Annotated in this window: 17 protein-coding genes; 7 read left to right on the forward strand and 10 right to left on the reverse strand. The window is 63.9% G+C overall.

Annotated features, from left to right (window positions below):
• The first annotated feature begins 14 nt into the window (after nt 1–14).
• The 5 genes from ACYVNQ_RS36360 to ACYVNQ_RS36380 all read left to right on the forward strand — a co-directional run bounded on the left by ACYVNQ_RS36360 (nt 15) and on the right by ACYVNQ_RS36380 (nt 5,476).
• Nucleotides 15–1,559 carry an ATP-binding cassette domain-containing protein gene (locus ACYVNQ_RS36360; protein WP_460910385.1) on the forward strand — a complete coding sequence of 515 codons (1,545 nt, stop codon included), beginning with the start codon at nt 15–17 and terminating at the stop codon, nt 1,557–1,559.
• Entirely contained in the window at nt 1,556–2,527 is a 972-nt protein-coding gene (locus ACYVNQ_RS36365; protein ID WP_460910387.1) for an ABC transporter permease, read from the forward strand. The genes ACYVNQ_RS36360 and ACYVNQ_RS36365 overlap by 4 nt, the downstream gene beginning before the upstream one ends.
• On the forward strand, nt 2,524–3,528 hold the full coding sequence (locus ACYVNQ_RS36370; protein WP_460910389.1) for an ABC transporter permease: 1,005 nt from the start codon (nt 2,524–2,526) through the stop codon (nt 3,526–3,528). Before ACYVNQ_RS36365 ends, ACYVNQ_RS36370 begins: the two co-directional genes overlap by 4 nt.
• A gap of 143 nt (nt 3,529–3,671) precedes the next feature.
• The gene (locus ACYVNQ_RS36375) at nt 3,672–4,901 is read left to right on the forward strand and encodes an AAA family ATPase (protein WP_460910391.1); all 1,230 of its coding nucleotides are present in this window, start codon (nt 3,672–3,674) and stop codon (nt 4,899–4,901) included.
• A gap of 8 nt (nt 4,902–4,909) precedes the next feature.
• On the forward strand, nt 4,910–5,476 hold the full coding sequence (locus ACYVNQ_RS36380) for an RloB domain-containing protein (RefSeq protein ID WP_460910393.1): 567 nt from the start codon (nt 4,910–4,912) through the stop codon (nt 5,474–5,476).
• A 33-nt stretch (nt 5,477–5,509) separates the two neighbouring features.
• Here the strand turns inward: ACYVNQ_RS36380 and ACYVNQ_RS36385 are convergent, their stop codons facing one another.
• The 8 genes from ACYVNQ_RS36385 to ACYVNQ_RS36420 all read right to left on the reverse strand — a co-directional run bounded on the left by ACYVNQ_RS36385 (nt 5,510) and on the right by ACYVNQ_RS36420 (nt 12,556).
• Nucleotides 5,510–5,974 (reverse strand): hypothetical protein, encoded by a 465-nt coding sequence (locus ACYVNQ_RS36385; protein ID WP_460910395.1) that lies wholly within the window; start codon nt 5,972–5,974, stop codon nt 5,510–5,512.
• Between the two features lie 230 nt (nt 5,975–6,204).
• Nucleotides 6,205–7,578: a DUF1996 domain-containing protein gene (locus tag ACYVNQ_RS36390; protein ID WP_460910397.1), complete on the reverse strand. Its 1,374-nt coding sequence runs from the start codon at nt 7,576–7,578 to the stop codon at nt 6,205–6,207.
• Nucleotides 7,579–7,784: 206 nt separating this feature from the next.
• Nucleotides 7,785–8,192, reverse strand: coding sequence for a DUF3331 domain-containing protein (locus tag ACYVNQ_RS36395; protein WP_460910399.1), 408 nt, complete (start codon nt 8,190–8,192; stop codon nt 7,785–7,787).
• Between the two features lie 40 nt (nt 8,193–8,232).
• Nucleotides 8,233–8,748 carry an Ohr family peroxiredoxin gene (locus ACYVNQ_RS36400; RefSeq protein WP_460910401.1) on the reverse strand — a complete coding sequence of 172 codons (516 nt, stop codon included), beginning with the start codon at nt 8,746–8,748 and terminating at the stop codon, nt 8,233–8,235.
• 25 nt (nt 8,749–8,773) lie between these two features.
• The gene (locus tag ACYVNQ_RS36405) at nt 8,774–9,562 is read right to left on the reverse strand and encodes an SDR family oxidoreductase (protein ID WP_460910403.1); all 789 of its coding nucleotides are present in this window, start codon (nt 9,560–9,562) and stop codon (nt 8,774–8,776) included.
• A 198-nt stretch (nt 9,563–9,760) separates the two neighbouring features.
• Nucleotides 9,761–10,783 (reverse strand): LysR family transcriptional regulator, encoded by a 1,023-nt coding sequence (locus ACYVNQ_RS36410; RefSeq protein WP_460910405.1) that lies wholly within the window; start codon nt 10,781–10,783, stop codon nt 9,761–9,763.
• 109 nt (nt 10,784–10,892) lie between these two features.
• Entirely contained in the window at nt 10,893–11,300 is a 408-nt protein-coding gene (locus ACYVNQ_RS36415) for a cupin domain-containing protein (protein WP_460910407.1), read from the reverse strand.
• Nucleotides 11,301–11,650: 350 nt separating this feature from the next.
• The gene (locus ACYVNQ_RS36420; protein ID WP_460910410.1) at nt 11,651–12,556 is read right to left on the reverse strand and encodes an RNA polymerase sigma-70 factor; all 906 of its coding nucleotides are present in this window, start codon (nt 12,554–12,556) and stop codon (nt 11,651–11,653) included.
• Between the two features lie 272 nt (nt 12,557–12,828).
• Between ACYVNQ_RS36420 and ACYVNQ_RS36425 the strand changes: the two genes are divergently transcribed.
• A complete protein-coding gene (locus ACYVNQ_RS36425; protein WP_460910412.1) occupies nt 12,829–13,695 on the forward strand; it encodes a MarR family winged helix-turn-helix transcriptional regulator in 867 nt (288 codons plus the stop codon).
• A gap of 406 nt (nt 13,696–14,101) precedes the next feature.
• Nucleotides 14,102–16,288 (forward strand): FUSC family protein, encoded by a 2,187-nt coding sequence (locus ACYVNQ_RS36430; protein ID WP_460910414.1) that lies wholly within the window; start codon nt 14,102–14,104, stop codon nt 16,286–16,288.
• Nucleotides 16,289–16,359: 71 nt separating this feature from the next.
• Here the strand turns inward: ACYVNQ_RS36430 and ACYVNQ_RS36435 are convergent, their stop codons facing one another.
• Together ACYVNQ_RS36435 and ACYVNQ_RS36440 are read right to left on the reverse strand one after the other, a co-directional pair.
• Nucleotides 16,360–17,505 (reverse strand): branched-chain amino acid ABC transporter substrate-binding protein, encoded by a 1,146-nt coding sequence (locus ACYVNQ_RS36435; RefSeq protein ID WP_460911247.1) that lies wholly within the window; start codon nt 17,503–17,505, stop codon nt 16,360–16,362.
• Between the two features lie 107 nt (nt 17,506–17,612).
• Nucleotides 17,613–18,845 (reverse strand): NAD(P)/FAD-dependent oxidoreductase, encoded by a 1,233-nt coding sequence (locus ACYVNQ_RS36440; protein WP_460910416.1) that lies wholly within the window; start codon nt 18,843–18,845, stop codon nt 17,613–17,615.
• Between the last annotated feature and the right edge of the window lie 384 nt (nt 18,846–19,229).

The raw sequence follows: 19,229 nt of genomic DNA on the forward strand, positions 1-19,229 counted from the left end.
CTGCAACGCAACGCATGCACCCCGTAGACAGCAGCGCAAACTCACTTGTCGGCACACTCATCCGCCTCGACGGTATCGGCAAGACCTTCGGCCGTGTGAAGGCGTTGATCGACGTCAGCTTCGATTTTCGCGCGGGCGAATGCGTCGGCATTGCCGGCCATAATGGCGCGGGCAAGTCGACCTTGATGGCCGTGCTGACCGGCGTGTTCCAACCCGAGCAAGGCACCCTGTCGATCGATGGCCAGCCGGTGCGCAACTACGATCCGAACGCAGCGCGCGCGGCCGGCGTGCGCTGCGTGTTTCAGGAACTGTCGCTGTGCGCGAATCTGAGCATCGCGGAGAACATGGCGATCGTGCATCCCGCGCTAAGCGGCCGCGACTGGCGACGCCGTGCCACGCAGATGATGCGTGCGCAGCTCGATGCGATCTTTCCCGGCCACGGTTTGAAGGGCCATGAACTGATCGCCGACCTGACGCTGACGCAACGGCAGATGGTGGAAATCGCGCGCGCGTTCACGGTCACCGGCGATCCGGTCCGGCTCGTGATCCTCGACGAGCCGACGTCGAGCCTCGATGCGCATACGGCTGCGCAGCTGCTTGCCTATATCGCGGATGCCGGCACACGCGGCATCGCGACGATTCTGATCAGCCACATGCTCGGCGAAATCGCGCAGGCCGCGCAGCGCGTGCTGGTAATGCGCGACGGCCGCGTCGCCGCGGTGCTGCCGCGCGAAGCGGTCACGCAGGACGCGCTGATCCGCGCGATGGGACAGCATGTCGACGTGCAAGGCCAACCATCCGGCGAAGGTGCCGCGCGAGATACGACGACGCACGAACAGACTGCTTATCGCTGGACGCTCGGCACCGGCAAGCGTTTGCAGATCGATGCGCCACACGGTACGGTGGTCGGCTTTGCGGGGCTCGCCGGCCAGGGGCAAAGCGAAGCGTTGCTGGCGGTTTATCGGGCTGCGACGCGGCGTGGTGAACGCATCGCCTTCGTGGCCGGCGACCGCGCTCGCGATGGTGTGTTTCCGCTGTGGTCGATCGCGCAGAATCTGGACATTCGCTGGTTGCTTGGACGGCCGGCGGTGTCCGATTCGTCCGGCACGCGCGACGCGTCGTTCACTGCGCGCACTGCGCGGCCGGCGCCGCTTGCGCGCCTGTTCGACCGGCGCGCGGCACGCGCGATAGCCGACGCCTGGCGCGAGCGCATCGGCATTCGCGGCGCACCGCTCGCTGCGAACATTCTGTCGCTATCGGGCGGCAATCAGCAGAAGGTTTTGTTCGCGCGCGCACTGGCATCCGATGCGCAACTGATCCTGATGGACGACCCAACGCGCGGCGTCGACATCGGCACCAAGCGCGACATCTATCAGCTGGTGCGCAACGAAGCGGCGCGCGGCCGCACCTTCATCTGGTACACCACGGAAAACGACGAGTTCGCGTTCTGCGACCGCACCTACGTGTTTCGCGCGGGCCGCGTCACGCGCATGCTGCTCGCGCACGAATGCAACGAGCAGTCGCTGCTGGCCGCGAGCTTCGAGGAGGCGCACGCATGACGCCGGATAGCGCTTCCTCTTTCGCGCGCACAGGCTTCCGGCTCGACCGCGGCCGCGTGCGCGCGCTGTTGCCTGCGTTGTCGCTCGCCGCGGTGCTTGCGCCGATCTTCGTGCTGCAGCCCGCGGCGTTCAGTTATTTCGGCATCGGCCTGCTGCTCAATCTGGCGGTGCCGCTGGTGCTCGCCACGCTCGCGCAACTCGCGATCATCACCGCCAACGACCTCGATCTGTCGATCGGGCCGTTCGTCAGCCTGGTCGCGTGCATCGGTGCGACGCTGCTCGTCAAACAACCGTTGCTCGGCATCGCTGCGCTGGCCGGTTGCGTGCTGCTGTATGCGGCAATCGGCGCACTGGTCGAGATCCGGCAGATTCCGTCGATCGTCGTGACGCTCGGCCTGTCGTTTGTCTGGAACGGCCTTGCGGTCCTGCTGCTGCCGTCGCCTGGCGGCACGAGTCCGACGTGGCTCACCAGCACGATGGGTTATCAGACACCGCTCGTCGCCGCGCCGATTGTCTGGTCGACTGCGATCGCGGTGCTCGGCCATCTGCTGCTGATGCGTTCGTCCGCCGGTGTGCGGCTGCGCGGCGCGGGCGGCAATCCACGCGCGATGCGGCGCTTCGGCTGGTCGCTGGTACGCAGCAAGGCAATCTTGTATGGGCTCGCCGCGCTGTTCGGCGTGCTGTCGGGCTTGAGTCTGCTTGGCCTCACCACGTCCGCCGACGCGAACCTCGCGCTGCGCTACACGTTGATGTCGATTGCGGCGGTGATTCTCGGCGGCGGCGAATTCGTCGGCGGCCGCGTGTCGGTGATCGGCGCCGTGCTCGGCGCGATCACGCTGACGCTGGCCGCATCGTTTCTCGCCTTCTTGAATGTGTCGCCGGACTGGCAAGTCGGCGCGCAAGGCGCAATCCTGATCATCGTGTTGTCGTTGCGCGTGCTGCTGCAACAACGGGGAGGCTCGCAATGAGCGGCACGCATCGCGATGTAGAAGCCGGCGCGCCGGCACAAGCTGAAAACGCGCCGCGCTTTTCATGGCGCGACATCTTGCGCGACACGCCGTGGATCTGGTCGGCGGCGGGCGCAGTACTGGTGTGGCTCGTCACGGCCGGCGTGTTCGGCTTTTCGATCGCCGGCAATGTGGTGGCCACCGCGCTGGTGTTTGCGATTTTCATGGTGTTCGTCGGGCTCGGGCAAATGCTCGTCATCACCGCGGGACCCGGCAATATCGATCTGTCGACGCCGTCGGCAATCGCGTTGAGCGGCGTGCTCGGCGTGCAATTGATGAAAGGCGACGACGCGCTGATTGCCGCCGGCATTGCAGTAGCGCTTGCGGTGGGCGTCGCAATCGGCTTCGCCAACTATCTGCTGATCCGGCTGCTGCGCATTCCGCCGATCATCGCGACGCTGTCGTCGAGCTTTATCGTGCAGTCGATCGCGATCACGCAAAGCCGCGACATGCCGCCTCCGCCGCCTGCGTTGCAGGCCTTCGCGAATGGCCGGCTGCTCGGGGTGCCGCATATTGCATGGCTTGCGCTGGCGCTATCGGTTGCGCTTGCGGTGCTGCTGCATCGGACGGTGTTCGGTCGCGCGCTGTCGGCGCTCGGGCAGAACGGGCGCGCGGCGTGGCTCGCCGGCGTGAAGGTCGAGCGCGTACGTTGCGCGACCTATCTGCTGTCGGCCGTGATCGCCGCGTTTACCGGCCTGCTGCTTGCGGCGGTATCGGGCGGCGCGGCGCTCGATATGGGTGTCGAGTACATGCTGATCTCGGTGGCCGTGGTCGTGATCGGCGGCACGCTGGTGACGGGCGGCAAGGCGAGCGTGGCCGGCGTGTGGGGCGCGTCGATGTTTCTGTTTCTGACCAACGCGATTCTGAATGCGGTGGGCGCGGATGCGGGGGTGCGGTCGGTGGCTTATGGGTTGCTGATTATTGCGGTTGTGGTGGTGGCGGGGGGACGGGCGGCGCGGTAGCGTGCTTCCCAGTATTGCTCGTTGAATCGATTTTCAGCAAATTCCTGTCAAATATCGTCTTTTTTCCCCACCATCTCTGACCAGTAGAATAATAAACAACATTTTTTTGTTGTATCCTGTCGCAAATGCTACAGGAGAGCCTCGTGATACACGCGCTCACGCTAGAAAACTTCATGTCGGTCCGCGACCGGCAAGTCATCGATCTCACCGTCGGGTCTGCCGTCGCCGATAGTCCGGAACGGTATGCCGATGCATGGACGGGCTCCGGCCAACGCGTGCCCAAGGTGGTCGCATTCTTCGGCGCGAATGCGGCCGGCAAATCGACGGTGTTGCGCGCCATTCAGCATCTTGCCGTGTTCGTTCGCGACAGCTTCCAGTTCGCTGCCGGAAGCTCGTTGCCTATCGAGCCGTTCTGGGACGCCGAACACGAATCGGCGCCGACCACACTGGCACTCGAATTCGCGAGCGCCGAACACATTTTCTCCGGCTCGGGCAAAGCGACCACTGACAGCAACGCGAAGTGCCGCTACCAATACGAACTGCGCGTGCAATCGGTGGACGGCCGTCGTACCGTGCTGAGCGAGTCGCTGTTCTTTTGGCCCAGTCATGCAAAGCGCCGGGTCCGATTGTTTGAGCGCGACGCTGCCGGCAAAGTCTCCGCAGGATCCGAATTCGGGCTACTGGCTGCGCAAAACTCCGTGCTGAGAAAAATCTTGCGCGATAACGCAAGCGTCATTGCCACGTTGGCGCAACTGGATCACGGCCCGTCGAAAGCGCTGCAAGAATCGACCAGAAGAATCTGGTCGAACATCCTCATTGAAAAGGTCAACGTCAACGAAAATGCGATGCTGCACTTTTATCAGGCCAACCCCGCGGTTCTGGAGGCAGTGAACCGCGACATTCCTCGCATCGATCTCGGCATTCGTTCAATGTCGATCGAGCGTGGCAATGCGGGCCCTGTTGCGTCGTTTAAGCATGAGGGATTGTCCAGAGACGTGCCGCTGGTGCTGGAGAGTCATGGAACCCGGCAATTCCTGCTGGCCTATCCGTTTCTGGCAAGCGTGCTGGCCAACGGCGGAATCGCCGTGATCGACGAACTGGATCTGGCGATTCATCCGCTGGTCTTGCCGGAAATACTGCGTTGGTTCTATTCGGCTGAGCGCAACCCTCACCGCGCGCAGTTGTGGATGACGTGCCAAAACGCGTCGCTTCTTGAAGATCTCACGAAAGAGGAAATCTACTTTTGCGAAAAGGACTCCTCCGGCGGTACATCGGTCTATGGCTTGAAGGATATTCAGGGAGTGCGGCGCGTCGATAACTACTATCGCAAGTACATGGGCGGCACGTACGGCGCGATTCCGACCATCGGATAAGTCACGCGATGGCGCGCACTGTCAAACCAAGAAAGCGCATCTTCGTGGGCTGTGAAGGCGAGAGCGAACGCAGTTACGTCGCTCTGCTTCAACAGTTCATGGGGATACGGGCGGAGTTTCACCTCGTCAACGACGTGCTCAATGGAGGCGACCCATTGGCGATCGTCGATTCGGCGATCAAGGCATTGCGGCGCGACGCGACAAAAAACCGTGGCGCGTTCGTCGCGAAGTTCGTGTTGCTGGATTCGGATCTGCTCGGTCGAGACGCTGCGCGTGATGCACGCTGTGTCCAGCTTGCCGCACAACACGAGTTGCAACTGATATGGCAAGAGCCCTGTCATGAAGCGCTGATTCTGCGACATCTGGACAACTGTCACGACAAGCGACCGCCCACGACCCAAGCCAGCGCGCAACAGCTTGGAAAAGAGTGGCCGGAGTATTCGAAGAACTGCGGCAGGGAGAAGCTGAGCCAACGCATCACGCCAGCATCGCTGGAAAGCGCAGCACGATGCGAGCCGCAACTGGCAGCGCTGCTAGTTCGCATTGGCCTCGTCAAACCCGACCCGCAGGGTTGAAGCGCAATGGGCCTGGTTTCAAACCAGCTACCGTTACTTCCCCGACCCATTCGACCTGAGAAACGGCACATAACCGTTCTGGGCTTTCAGAATCTTTTCCGCGCATTCGTCATAATCGGAGCCCTGTGCATTGTCGCGACCGTACATGTTGCGGCACTGTGCGAAGAGCGTCAGCGTGGCGCCCGAGCCTTTCGCCACGCGCGTCGCCGACAGCGCGACGTCGCCTGAACTGGACGGCACATCGGTATCGATTGCAACCGCATCCGAGCGCACCACGTGCGTATTGGAATGCTGCTCGATATAGCGTTTTGTAAGCGCCCACGCGGCATCGCAACTGGCGGCCGCGCAATCGACTGCAGCATTACGCTGCGCGACGGCGAGGCCCGCTTCGTCGTGAGCGAAGCGCTGCGCTTCGCGTTCTTCCTTTTCGGCTGACGAGCAGCCCACGAGTACAAACGCAACGAGCGCAACGAGCGCAAAGGCGGTGAGTCGTTTCACAATCGGGCTTCCCTGACGATGTTTGTGCGGGATTATAGCGGTGCGTCAAGGGTCCCTACAGATCTGGATGGGCTGTGCGCTGCGGCGCCGCGTTGCGCGTTGGCAGGGCTCGCCGTCTTTCCCTGGCGTTCGCACGAAATTGCATTGCCATTTCCAGATGCCTGGGCGTTGATACCGGAGCCAACCGGGTAGCAGCAGTTACCCTCCGAGCCGATTCGAAGCTACTGCATCTAGCGGAAAAATAACGCGGGCACGAACGCACCTTCTTTCGACGAGAAGGTCACCGTCGTGCCGGTGTTATTGCGTATGCAGATCCCGACGATCGGCACGCCGGCCACGATTTCACTCTTCACGTAGCCGGTGATGTCGCTCAACCGGGTCTGATTCACGTTGTTCAAATAGATGTTGCCGATTGCCTGCGTCGTACAACTCGACGGCGTCGGAGGGGTATCGCTCTCATTCCAGTTCGTCGACGCGCCGTACAGGTTCAGCATGACCGCGTCCGGATTGCTGACGTTTTGGCCAAGCGTCTGCAGGTTTGCCGTCGTCCACGGGTAGTCGCCCGTGTTACGAGGCGTCGGAAACTGCATGACGATCACGTCCCCTTGACCGACCTGCAGCGTCGGGCCGCCTGTCGTGACCGCGCCTGCTGCACTGATCCACGCATCGGCCGTGGCCGGCGAGTAGTAGAGTGGAATCGCATTCCCGCACGCGACGTTCGCGTTCGAACATTGGTCGATCGCGTAGCGCATGCTGTCGACCTTCCATGCGTCGATGAAGTCCGCATGCGCGGTATAGAGCGAACCCCATTGCGGCACCCATGCGCCATCGACGAGAACCGGATCCATCGATAGCTGCGCCGTCGACAAGTCAGGATCCTGCCCAAGCGGATACTGAACGTTCACCTGCAGTTCCGGAATCTTGACCGGGAAGCCCGTTGGGCAGGTGCCGTCGGCATTGCGATATGCCATGTAGCTCGTCTTCGCGGAATACATCATGTGGCCTGCGTGCTCCGAATCAGCTGAGCGGTCGGGCTTGATCTGCTTGCCGCTCCAGCAATCCGGAAAGTGCACCGAGATATCGAGCTGCGCGTATGTTCCATTCGCGTCGGTGACAACCGGACACTGGGTCGGCGCGGTCGTCGAATACCCGCCGCCGCGGCACAAATAGTTGATCTGCGGCTTCGGCCCCGTTCCCTGATGATCGCCCGCCAGCATCTGCAGGCCGGCCGGAATCGGACTCAACGGTACAACCGGCTGATCGTTCTTGTAATAGACCTTCGCGAAATCCGGCGCGACGATACCGGAAGCGCGCTTCAGTTGCGGCACCCAGTAGGTGGACAGGTCTGCATTCGTACTGCAGGTGGTAGCCTTGTTCGCGCTCAGGCTCTGGTAATCGCTGAACGCATCGGTGCCGGTGTTGCCGAAGAAATCATGCACCATCGCGCGTCCGGGTTGGCCCGGCCACACAATCGAGTCGTCAGGTTTCGTATGCGAGTATGCGCACTCAACCGAGAACTGGCCACCTGCTACAGCAGATGAAATATAACCAGGCAATCCGAAACAACACGCGCAAATCAACCAATGCGATTTCTGGCTTTTCACGATGAACCTCTTTTGCAAGACGTCAATTGGAGTGGTTCACCTATATGAGTAGTCCAATTGGGCCGTCTTTGCAATGTGATCGGATCACCGGAGAAAACGCCATGTCGTTGGAAGCTTGACGCTTCCAATCGTGTCGACGCCACGCACGATTGGGATGCAACAGCTATCTTGCGGAGACTGTGAACCAGTTGTGGCCGACCAACCCGTCACGGCAGTTCCGCGCTATAAACCTTGGGCACGTGATCCGCCAGAATCATATCGAACGCATTGACCGGCGCCACACCGCCGCGCAGCAACGGCCGGAACACCACATCACCCCGCCGCACCGGCACCCCCGTCAAGCCGCAAAAGCCCGCTGCGCGCGCATAGCCGGCTCGCCACACCTGGTCCAGATAGCGGCCGCGCGTCGCGTCGCTCCACGACACGACGATGGTCGACGTGCTGCGCCGCTCGACACTGCTGATAAACGGCCGATACGGTGCCGTGTCGCACGCCCCTGTGTCGCGCTCGTGCGCGTCGTACGCCAGCGATCGGCGGCGACGCACACCCAATCCGTTCGGAACTACTTTGCGCAACCCGCCGACGATCTGCGACCAGCGGTCGATCCTGTTCATGTTGTAAAGCCTCCTTCTGCGAAGATTGCAGCGCACCGCGTTACATCTGTCCGGCATCTCCGGACGTTGCGAGCGCAACGATGTTCGCGATCCCCTGTCGCGCCATCTTGGTGTAAGGACAAAAACGTTCGGTATCGCGCACCAGTTCTTCTGCGAGCGCCCGCTCGACGCCGGGCAGACTGATGCGCGTGTCGGCCATCAGCACATAGAGCCCGTCGACCGGGTCGCGGCTGAAGCGCACCGTGACCGCCACCGTCGCGTTGGCGATGCGGATGCCCGCGCGCGCCGCGAGCATGCTTAGTGCGCCGTGAAAACAGGCTGCATAGCTAGCCGCAAAAAGCTGTTCAGGATTCGGCCCACCGCCGGTTCCACCGAACACTTTCGGCAGACGCAACTCGAGCACCAGTTGACCGTCGTCCGAGCGCGCGATACCGGACTCGCGTCCGTTGCCGGATTCGCCGCCCGTAACAGTGACGGTGGTCGTATAGAGCGTTTGGGCATCGTCGCCGCGATCGCGGCCGAGCAGTGTTAGAAATGGCGGACGCAACCTCGTCATGGCGAGCGGGTCTCCGGCAAATAACCTAGTGCCCGCTCGCCTGAGCGTTTGCTTTGGCCTGCGCCTGGGCCTGGGCTTGCGCAAACCACGCATCGAAGTTCAACGCACCGAGCCGGGCATGCGCACCCGGCACCAGCGTATCGTCCTGCAGTTGCGCGCCGAAATAGCGCGCCTGCGGGTCTTCAACGACCTTGCGCGTATCGTGCGACGCCAGCAGAAAGCGCTGCACCAGCGCGGCCATCCCCACCTTGTCCGGCCCGGCAATCTCGACTACGCCGTTGCGCGGTGCGCCGAGCACAAAATCCGCTACCGCGAGCGCCACGTCGTCCGATGCGATCGGCTGAAACAAGGCCGGCGACAAGCGCACCGTCTGTCCGTCGCTGCCAGCCTGCGCGATGCCGCCGAGAAACTCGAAGAACTGCGTCGAATGCACGATCGTGTACGGCACGCCCGCTTCGCGAATCAGCTTTTCCTGCGCGATCTTGGCGCGGAAATAGCCGCTTTGCGCGAGCCGGTCGGTGCCGACCACCGACAACGCGACGTGATGCTGCACACCTGCGGCACGTTCCGCGGCGGCGAGATGATGGCCGGCTTTCTGGAAGAATTCGAGCACCGCGGCATCTTCGAACGATGGCGAATTGGCCAGATCGACCACCACGGTCGCACCGGCCAGTGCATCGGCGAGCCCTTCGCCGGTCACCGCGTTGACACCCGACGCGGGCGACGCGGCCACGACGTCATGGCCGCGTGCGCGCAAATGCCCGACAACCTTGCTGCCGATCAATCCGGTACCACCGATGACGACGATCTTCATGATGCTTCTCCGTGAACACTGAACAGGTACGCGGCCTGGGCCACGCTGCGTGTGCCGGGTAGCCCGTTATGGCGGGCTCGGTACATCACGCATCGTAGGCGCACGCGTCGCACTGCAGTAGAGCCGGACAAGGACGCACGGTGTTGCGCGGCAAACACCAATCGATGCGCGTGTGTTTTGGCGCGCTTTGTCCTGCTCTCAGGCCTGCGCAGCCTGCACGATGCGCACGGCCGGCGCAGTGTTGATGGTCAGCGGATAAGGCAGATCGAGCGCGCGCGTCTGTTCGGTCATGTAATCGACGAATACGCGAATTCGCGCGGGCAGATGCTTGCGGCTCAGATAGCACAGATAGTGGCCGCCGTCGTCCGGCGCGTACTGCACGAGGCAGCAGAGCAGCCGCCCGTCGCGCAACAGATCGAAGATCTGATAGGCCGGCAGCTGTGCGAGGCCTTCGCCGTCGAGCACCGCCTGCAAGATCAGTTCCGTGTCGTTGAAGGTGTGCTGTGCGGCGGGCCGGTAACGTTGCGCAATGCCATTAACCTTGAATTCCCAGTCGCGCACGCGCCCCGCTTCGCTACGAAAGTTGATGCAGCGGTGACTGCATAGTTCATCCACCTGGCGCGGCAATCCATGCGCCTGCGCATAGGCGGGCGATGCGCATACCATCATCTGCATCGGGATCAGCTGGCGCGCGACGATCTCGCAGTCTTCGATGCGGCCGTCGCGAAACGACACGTCGATGCGTTCCGCCGTGAAGTCGGCGGGACGCTCGTTCAGCAGCAGTTCCAGCGTGATGTCCGGATAGCGCGCGTGAAAACCGCGCAGTAGCGGCGCGACGATGCGCCGCCCGAAGCCCGGCGTCGAGCAGATGCGCAACTGACCGCGCGGTGGGCCGTTGCGCAGTTCGCGCATGTCTTCGAGCGCCTGCATGATGCGTTGCACACCCGGCTGGCAGTTTTCGTAGAACAATTCGCCCTCGCGCGTCAGCGACGTGCTGCGCGTGGTGCGCAGAAACAGCCGCGCATCGAGCTGCGCTTCGAGCTTCTGCACATTGCGGCTGACCGCCGAGCGGCCGATGCCGAGCCGGTCGCCGGCGCGCGCAAAGCTGCCTTCGTCGGCTACGGCGAGAAAAGAGACGACGCCGGCGTAACTCGTCGCGAAACTGTTCGCGAACGGGTCGTCGGCGCCCGTGGCGGTGCGGCGTACCTGATCGTCTGACATGGCGGCGCAAAGTCGTGGAGTGGTTACCCGACTAGACGGATCAGCGCGGCCGTTTGTGACAGCGCCTCCGTGATTATTTTCCCGGGCGCCCGCCATGCGGCCCGCATCGTTACTTCTCCGGCACCAGAACCGGCGCGCCCTGATCCTTCAACAGCAGCACGATGAACTTCGCCGGCTTCGTCTGGCTCGCATTGCGGCCGACCGTATGCAGATCGTCCGGTGCTTCGTAGAAGGTCTGCCCGGGCGTCAGCGTGACTTCCTTGCCACCCTTCACGCCCATCACGATCGTGCCTTCCAGCACGTACAGGAACGCGTGCGCATGATGCCGATGCACGGGGTCGACCGCGCCGGGCGGATATTCGACGAGGATCATCAGCCCTTCCTTGCCGGGATAGTCGGCGAGCGGCTTCGTCATCAAAGGTGTGACGATGGCCAGCGGCGCCTCGGCGCGGACTTCGCCGAGCAGCACGCTGGTCACGACGAACGCTGCGGTCGCAGCGGTTTTCAAGCGGATCATGATGATCTCCTCACAGCAGCGGCCCACGCGCGCGGACCATAGACGAGAAATCGGCAAGGCCAGCCGCCTCCCCTCACGCGAGGTTTGCGTTGTCGAGGCCGAACATCTTGTCGCACGAACCTGGCACCGTCTGACACGCGAGGTTCACGATTTCTCCAGGCTTCGATAAAGGACAGGCGTCCCGCGTTACACGCGTGCAACCAGGGGCCGCACACCGTGATCGTAGGATTGCGCGGCGCGCAGCGGTAGCCCCGTATGCGGGCTCACCGTGTTGCCCGCCCGGAATCAATCTGCGCGAACGCGCCGGCGTCAGCGCGCCAACGCGAACCCGCCGGCGGTTGCTGGCGGATTCAGCAGTTGCCTGAATCCGTGCCGTGCGCAGCGGCGATGCGCGCCAGCTTGGCCGGATTGCGCTGCACGTGCATCCGCACAATGTGCGCGCCGTCAGTCTCGATGCACAGCGCCGACTCGACCTGGCCGTCGATGACGCGCAGCAGCGCCGGCAGACCGTTGAGTTCGGCGAACACGACTCGATGCCGGCTGCCGAAGCGGCGCGTGCCAGCAAAGAACAGCTGCGCGATGCGCCGGCCGCCGACCATCGGCTGCGGGAAACTCGGCACGCGGCCGCCGCCGTCGCCAATCAGCATGGCGTCTTCGGCGAGCAGTGCGTGGATCGAATGAAAATCGCCGCGTTCGAGCGCGTGCGCAAAGCTTTGCAGCAACCGGCGATGTATTTCGCGCGACACGCTGTAGCGCGGGCGCTCGTCGCGCAGTTGCAGTTTCGCGCGGCTCACGAGCTGCCGGCAGGCGGCCTCGGTCTTGCCCATCGCGGCGGCCACTTCGTCGTAGTCGGCATCGAACACCTCGCGCAGCAGGAAGGCCGCACGCGCTTCCGGCGAAAGTCGTTCGAGAAGCATCAGGAATGCCACCGATACATCGTCGGCGCGCTCCTTGAGCTGTTCCGGCGTAACCGGCGCCTCGCTGAGTTCCGGCTCCGGCAGCCAGATGCCCGTGTAGTGCTCGCGCTGCGCTTTGGCGGCCCGCAGCCGGTCGATCGACAGCCGCGTCACGACCGCGACGAGCCAGGCTTCCGCGTTGTCGATCTTTTCGCGCGCAGCCGCATGCCAGCGCAGCCATACGTCCTGCACGATGTCCTCGGCTTCGGCCACCGAGCCCATCATCCGATAGGCAATTTTCTGCAGACGCGGGCGCAGCTGGTTGAACAGATGGGTATGGTCGTGGGCGGCGTCGTCCATGAGCGGGTCCCTTTTGCGCTGAATGGTGCGACGATGGCACGAACAGCGTTAACTGTCGAATATTGCCATATGCCGCGACGCGTACGATGGCGCTACCGCGCATACGGTGCGAAGTCGCCGGATGGTCCGCGTGAGCCGATCCGGGACGCTGCCGCGCGCGTGGCGCGCGTATTCTGCGTTTGCACACCCCCTCCTGCCCGCCACGGTGAAGCGCTTTTCGGTGTTGGGTAGAATGGCCGGATTCTCTCGATTCGGCTGATCAGGTCATACGCATGGTGAGCAGCAAACGCTTCGCCCCGAAAATCGTCGCGACAGAGCCTGTCGAAGACGCGTGGCTCGCCACCTCCGCTGCGCGCGATGCGCTGCTGCCCCGGCGCAAACCTTATTGGCATCCGATCGACAAGGGCCTGCACATCGGCTATTACAAAGGCGCACGCTCGAGCACGTGGCACGCACGCTTCTTCGTCGGCGCCGGACGTTACGAGGAAACCCGCCTCGGCACCGCCGACGATACCCACCACGCCGACGGCCGCACGGTGCTCGACTACACCCAGGCCGTCGCCCGCTCGCTGGACTGGCGCAAGCGCCACGACGCGACGCGCGTGCCGGCAAACGGCAGCTTGCTCACCGCTGGAAAACGCCGGGTGCGCACCGACAAGCTCGATGAAATCAGCGTCGCATGGCAGCGCGAACGTCCGGATCTCGATCTGCGGCTGGTCGGTTTTTTCATGCGCATCAAGCAGGCGTCGTTCATGCACGAGCAACGCGTGGCGGCCATCGCAGACGCGGTAGGCGTCAATGTCGGCGAACTGCATGTGCTGCTTGCGCTGCGTCGCGCCGGCGCGCCTTATGCGATGCGTCCGACCGATCTGTTTCGCGCGCTGCTTGTCACGTCCGGCGCGATGAGCAAGCGCATCGACGGGCTCGAAAGCATGCGGCTCGTCTCGCGCGTGGCGGACGCGGACGATCAGCGCGGGCTGAACATCGTACTGACCCGCGAAGGCATCAAGATCGCCGACGCGGCCATTGTGCGAATCGCCGAAGGACTGGCCGGGTTGCGCAAGGCGATGGGCATGAGCCAGGCGGAGATTCGCGAGATGGATGGTTATCTGCGACGTCTGTCGTTCGAGGCGGACTGAGCGCGGGTCGAATCGTCGAGCCCCGACTGGCCGCGGCACACCAACTACACGTACCCTGTCAATCCACCCAACCTCGAATCGTGGCATTGTTAGGTGCATCTGCCGGTACGGCGCGATGCATCGGCTGACACGCCTGCGCCTGGTGTTCGGCGCGGATCGCATTTCGCCCCGAGACGTTCCCTGACGCGACCAGGTCTCTTACGCAAGCCCGACGCCGCGGCAGACACGTGAGTCGCCCCTACCTTCACTGCACGATACCTTCTCGCGCAGATATCATTGCGGCCACAGCTAACACCGTTCACCTCAGATCGGTTCAGTTCGTTAATAGACCGCAAGGTACCGAACCCATGACGACCACGCATCACCTGCGCTACCTGCGAGCCCACTCACCCATCATTCGCTGCCAATGACCACGCCAGGCCCCGCCGCAGCGCATGGCGCGCGCGCGGCCGCCGCGTGGCGCGCCGCGTGCCTCGACTGGCTGCGCAGCGACGCGCCGGCGTGGATCCATGTCGCGAAGACGGTAGCCGCGGCGCTGCTCGCAATGGGCATCGCGATGCGCGTCGAATTGCCGCAACCGCGCACGGCGATGGCCACCGTATTTATCGTGATGCAACCGCAAAGCGGCCTGGTGCTCGCCAAAAGCTTCTATCGCTTCGTTGGCACGCTGGTCGGATCGGTCGTCACGATTGCGATTACGGCCGCGTTCGGCCAGCAACCCGAGTTGTTTCTGTTGTCGGTCGCACTATGGATCGGCGTCTGCACGTTCGGCGCCGCGCGCAACCGCAACTTCCGTTCGTATGCGTTCGTGCTGTCCGGCTACACCGCGGCGCTGATCGGCCTGCCGGCATCGAGCCACCCCGAAGCGGTGTTCCTCACCGCGATGACGCGCGTCTCGGAAGTGTGGCTCGGTATCGCGTGTGCCGGCGCGATCAGCGCGCTGGTGCTGCCGCAGCGCACTGCGGATGCGTTGCGCGACGGCGTGCGCGAACGCTATCGCAAGTTTTCGCGCTTCGTGGTTGGCGCGCTGGCCGGCAGCATCGATCGTGCCGGCATCGAAAGCGCGAACGTGCGCATCATCGCGGACGTGATCGGTCTCGAAGCAATGCGCAGCGCCGCCGTCTTCGAAGACTGGGGCGTGCGGCTGCGCGCCGGCCGCATCACGCGGCTGAACAACGAATTCATGCAGGTATCGACGCGTTTTCACGCACTGTGCCAGTTGCTGAACCGCACCCGGCTGCACGGCGACAGCACGGTATGTACCGCGCTCGAAGCGCTGTTTCGCGAGCTCGCGCCATTACTGACGCGCGCCGACGGCGAACCGGTGCACACCGCCGCCGACGCTGGACAGGCCACGGCAAAGCTCGCGGTACTGAAGCACGAACTGCCCGCGCGCCTGCGTGCGCTGCGCGCGATGCCAGGCGGTCGCACGGAACGCGGCCTGCTCGACTTCGATACTGCCGGCGAACTGTTTCTGCGCTTCGTCGACGAAATGCACGCATATACGCAGACTTATGCTTCGCTCGCAGTCGACCGGCATGCGCTCGAGCAGCCGGAGCCGGGCTACGTGTCGCACACCAACCTGACCGCGGCGGGCGTCGCCGGCTTGCGCGCGGCTATCGCGATGCTGCTGATGTCGGCATTCTGGATCGCCACTGCGTGGCCAAGCGGCGGCATCGCCGTGTTGAACACTGCGGTGAACTGCGCGCTGGTCGCCTCGATGCCGCAACCCGCGAAGGCGGCATCGCAGATGACGCTCGGCACGCTGCTCGCGGCCATCGTCGGCTTGCCGCTGATGTTCGGCGTGTACCCGCACATCGACGGCTACCCGTTGCTATGCGCGATCCTCGCGCCGGTCCTGATGCTCGCGACGCTGATCACTCTGCGCCGTTCATGGGGCGGTGTCGGGCTCGGCTTCTGCATTTCGCTGTGCATTCTTGCCGGGCCGGACAACGTGGTGCACTTCGACGCGACGCAGTTCATCGGCGATGCGCTCGCGCTGGTCGTGTCGATGGTGCTGGTGACGCTCGCGAGCGCGGTGATCCTGCCGCCCGAGCTGCCGTGGCTGCGCAAACGGCTGCTGCGCGAATTGCAGCAGCTGGTGGTGGTCGCCTGCACGGGGCGCGGCGCGCGGGTGCGCCTGCGCCTCGAGAGCGCCGCGCGCGATCTGGTGAATCAGGCCAACGGCGTTGCCGCACAGCGGCCCGACCTGCAGGCGGCGATGCTCGCGTGGATGTTCGTGGTGCTCGAAGTGGGCCACGCGGTACTCGAATTGCGCTCGGAGCTGGCGGTGCTGCAAAACGGCGCGTGGCGCGCGGCGACGCAGCGCATGCTGGAAAAGATCACGCTGCTGTTCGACAACCCGGCGCCGCGGCGTCTTGAAGACGCGAAACAGGCGAACGCCGCCGCGATTGAAACCCTATGTGCGGCGTTGCGAAGCGACGCTGCAACACAGCAGACAAAGCAGGAAACGCCGGAAGGACAAGCGACGCGACACAGCATGCAACGCATGCTCAGCTATCTGCACTTCATCCGCAGCACGCTGCTCGATCCGCAATCGCCGCTGAACGGCGATGCGGGTCCGCGCGCCTGATACAGGCGCGCCTCGCCGAAGCCGCGCAAGGCTGAGCGCGTGAGCGGCCGCCCATCACGCGCGCACGCATGTCACACGCCGCCGATCGTCTTGATGCTCTTCCACTGCCCCTGCTGCACTTCGAACAGCGTGTACGGCGGCTTGATCAGATCGCCATACGGATCGAAGGTGATCTTGCCGGTTACGCCATTGAGCGACACTTTCGCAAGACTCTCGACAATCTTGTGCCGATCCAGCGAATTGGCATCATGGATCGCCTTGATCATCGCCAGCGCCGCATCGTACGAAAACGGCGCATACAGCTCGACGTCCTGGTTAAAACGCGCCTTGTAGCGCTTGCCGAAGTCCTGCGCGGCCGGCAGTTTGTCGAGTGCCGGGCCCGGCTCGAGATCCTGGGTGCGCTCGCCGGAGGTGCCGGCAATCGACAGAAACGCATTGCTCTTTAACGCACCTGCGCCGAACAGCTGCGTATTCATGCCGAGCGAGCGCATCTGCTTGACGAGCATCGCGCCCTGCTCGTCGAGGCCGCCGAAGAAAATCACGTCGACGTTGCGGCCTTTGAGCGCGGTCAGAATGCCGCGAAAGTCGACCGCCTTGTCGTTGGTGAACTGCCGGTCGACGATCGTGCCGCCCGCCTCCTTCACGCCCTTCTCGAACGAATCGGCCAGCCCCTGGCCGAACGCGGTGCGATCGTCGATGATGCCGATACGCTTCGCCTTCATCTGCTCGACCACGAAATGCCCCGCCACCACACCGCCCACGCCGTCGTGCCCCATCGTGCGGAACACGTTTTTGAAGCCCTGTTTGGTCAGCTGCGGGTTGGTCGAACCGGGCGTGATCATTGCGACGCCCGCCTGATGGTAGACCGACGAAGCCGGGATGCTGCAGCCCGAGTTGTAGTGGCCGATCACACCGACCACGCCGTCGTCGACCAGCCGTTGCGCCACCTGGATCGCGACGCGCGGGTCGGCCTGATCGTCCTGCACGTCGAGTACGAACTTGACCGGCTTGCCGCCGACCGTCGGGTTGCGCGCGTTCTCTTCGTCGATGGCGAGTTGCGCGCCGTACTGCAGGTCTTTGCCGACCCGTGCGACGGGTCCGGTCAGCGGCCCGACGTAGCCGATCTTGACGATCTGCGGATCCGCCGCCCACGCGAACGTGCCGTGCGCGGCCAGCGCGCCAGCCGCGATACCGATGAGCCATGTACGCCGATTCATGATGTGCTCCTGTCCAAAGATGTCGCGCGATGCCTTGTCGACTGACCCGATGCGCGACGCGTCGATGTCGTCTGGTTGCAGGAAGCTCGCCGTGTATGTGCGAGCCATCAGAAACGGCTTGCCGCGTAGCGCGCGAGGTCGAGCGGCGGCGCGCGCTCGCCGACCAGATCGGCGACGATGCGGCCGGTCACGCCGGCGAGCGTGACGCCCAGATGCTGATGGCCGAACGCGTAGATCACGCGCCGGCTGGCCTTGGCGCGGCCGAGCACCGGCAAGCCATCGGGCAGCGTCGGCCGGAATCCGAGCCATGTGCTGTCGGGCTGCTGCAGCGCCGGCAACGCGCGCTTCGACGAAAAGGTCAGCAGTTCGAGCAGCGAGCGGTTGCGCACCTCGCTGAAGCCACCCAGTTCGACCGTGCCCGCGACGCGAATGCCGTCTGCCATCGGCGTCATGTAAAAGCCGCGTTCGGCCCAGCCGACCGGCCGTGAAATCAGTTGCGCCGCATCGCGATAGCGCACGTGATAGCCGCGCTCGGTGTCGAGCGGCACGCGGTCGCCGCACTGTGCGGCAAACTTCGCGGAGCGCGCGCCGGCCGCGACCACGACGTGGTCGAAGCGCGGCGCTGTGCCGTCTTCGATGTCGAGCGTGACGCCGTCGGCGTGAGGCATGAGCGCGTTGACGCCGTTGCGCTCGAGCGTCAGGCCGCGTGCGGCCAGCACCTCGTAGAGCGCGAGCAAAAAGCCCTGCGGATCGGAGAAATGCCAGCTGTCGCTGAACAGCACACCATGCGCGAAGATCGGCGCAAGCGACGGCTCCAGTTCGTGCACCTGCGCGCCGGACAGGATCTGGAACGACACGCCGAGCGCTTCGCGCAACTGCAGCGAAGCGCGCGACGCGGCGAACGATGCGCCGCTCGAATACAGGTACAGGCATTCGCGCGGCCGCACGAATTGCGCCAGCGACGCTTCATCGAACAGCGGCGTGTAGCCGGCCTGTGCGTGCGACAGCAGCGCGGCCAGCGCGCCGGCGCTCGCCTCATAGCGGCGGCGCGTCGAACTCGCGAGGAAACGGGCAAGCCACGGCAGTACGTGCGGCAGATAGCTCCAGCGCAACCGGAACGGGCTGTCGCCCGACAGCAGAAAGCGCGGCAGATCGCGAAACACCGACGGGTTGTTCACCGGAATGCAGCCATACGGCGCAAACGTGCCGGCGTTGCCGAACGACGCCCCCTGCGCGACGCCGGACGGATCGAACAGCGTCACGCGGTGGCCGTCGCGCATCAGCCACGCGGCACTGGCAAGACCGACGAAGCCCGCGCCGACAATCGCGACCTGCGCCATTACCGTTCTCCCTGCAGCGCGTGCCGGGTTGAGGTGCTGTCCACCATGCATTCCTCCATCTGCTCCGACCTTCACACAAACCACACAAAACATGCCCAAAGGATCACACAACGATTTTTTGTGTGCAATTAAAATGGGCATTGTGTGGTCCAGGACTTTCCCTGGATCGGGCGGGCGTAGTCTTTGCCGGGCTAACATGGGTGTCACGATGGTGGCATTGGTGCCGGTCTGGTATAAAATTCGGCGGATCGACGCAAACAGGCAGACAAAACCTGCTTTGTATGGAGACTTCCGATCCAATGGCTTCCCTCAAACCGAAGGTCAAATCCGCGCGCAGCGCGAGCAGCGCGACCGCGAGCGCGCCTGTGAGCGAGACCACGAACG

The sequence above is a fragment of the Paraburkholderia jirisanensis genome (assembly GCF_054782355.1).